General features: G+C 73.4%; 1 protein-coding gene. It reads right to left on the reverse strand.

What is annotated here, in order from left to right; all coding sequences use genetic code 11:
* Positions 1 to 169: 169 nt before the first annotated feature.
* The gene (locus tag K6I34_RS36795; RefSeq protein WP_374231123.1) at positions 170 to 1321 is read right to left on the reverse strand and encodes a DUF5925 domain-containing protein; all 1152 of its coding nucleotides are present in this window, start codon (positions 1319 to 1321) and stop codon (positions 170 to 172) included.
* Between the last annotated feature and the right edge of the window lie 229 nt (positions 1322 to 1550).

Raw genomic sequence — 1550 nt, forward strand, 5'->3', positions numbered from 1 at the left:
CCCCCAGACTCCGTCCGGGAGGTGCCCCCAGCCGTGCGGAACGCCTGCCCACAAACGGGGAGGTGGGAGGCAAGGGCGCGCCCCGTCAGGGGCGCGGGGAACTGCGCGACCAGCCCCCACCGGCCCGCAGACGCGCGCGCCGCGTAAGAGGCACCCCGGTGGGCGCAGGTCACAGATACAGGCCGGAATCCCGGGCGTCAGGCTGGGGCGGGACCGACGCCGGGGCTCCGCCCCGGCGCAAGGCGAAGAGCTCCGCCAGCGTCGACCCCTCGCGCCCCACACCCTCCTCGGACCCCAGCCACGTCACGGCCTCGGGCCGCGTCAGCGGGCCCACCTCGATACGGGCCAGGCAGCGGCCGGGGCGGACGACAGCGGGGTGCAGCCGCTCCAGGTCCTCGTTCGTGGTGACGCCGACCAGGACGTTGCGCCCCTGACCGAGCAGGCCGTCCGTCAGGTTCAGCAGGCGGGACAGGGCCTGTCCCGCCGTGTGCTTCGCCTCGCCGCGGATCAGCTCGTCGCAGTCCTCCAGGAGCAGCAGCCGCCAGCGGCCCTTCGCCGCGCCCTCGTCCTCGCCGATCGCGATGTCCATCAGGTAGCCGACGTCGTTGAAGAGCCGCTCCGGGTCCAGCACGCAGTCCACCTGGCACCAGTCCCGCCACGCCCGCGCCAGCGTCCGCAGCGCGGACGTCTTGCCCGTGCCCGGAGGGCCGTGCAGGAGCAGCAGACGGCCCGCGATGTCGTCCGGGGTCACCTTCATCAGCCGGTCCATCGCGTCCGCGACCGGCGCCGTGTAGTTGGGACGCACTTCCTGCCACGTGCCCGCCGTGATCTGCCGCGTCGTCCGGTACGGGCCGCGCCGCGGCGACACGTACCAGAAGCCCATCGTGACGTGCTCGGGCTGCGGTTCGGGCTCGTCCTCCGCGCCGTCCATGGCTTGGCCCAGCACACGTCTGGCCAGCTCGTCGCTGGTCGCGGTCACGGACACGTCCGCGCCCCGGTTCCAGCGGGAGACCAGCAGCGTCCAGCCGTCGCCCTCGGCGAGGGTCGCGGTGCGGTCGTCGTCGCGCGCGGAGCGCACCACGCTCGCGGCCGGCGGCAGCAGCGAGGCACCGGATTTCACCCGGTCCACGGAGTGGCTGTGGGCGTGGGGCTGCTCGCCGTTGGCGAACCGGCCCAGGAACAGCGCGTCGATGACGTCGGCCGGCGAGTCGCTGTCGTCCATGGTGAGCCGGAGCGGCAGCGACCGTTCCGCCGGGACGGGCACCGGATCGGTGGGCAGGGTCTGCCTCCTGGCTTCGGGACGCGGGCGGTCGGCACACATGCCGCCCATGATCCGGCACCGACGGCTCTTGCGCACACAGGTTTTCCCGGTTCCGCTCCCGTTCGCGGGGAAGCCGACGCATCCCGATTCGCCCGTGGATACTCTTGCCCGTGATGGCACGTCATGGGGTACGTCGGGCGTTTTTCTCACGGAGGGGGCGGTGGCGGGTCGCCGCGCTGCTCGTCATCGGCGCGGCCGCACTGGCGCTGCTGGTGGCCCTCCTCAACAG

The organism is Streptomyces sp. UNOC14_S4, from assembly GCF_020740835.1.
GTDB lineage: Bacteria > Actinomycetota > Actinomycetes > Streptomycetales > Streptomycetaceae > Streptomyces.

Bases quoted from the DNA above. Each gene is read 5' to 3' on its own strand.
- K6I34_RS36795 (WP_374231123.1), bottom strand. From the start codon at position 1,321: ATGTGTGCCGACCGCCCGCGTCCCGAAGCCAGGAGGCAGACCCTGCCC.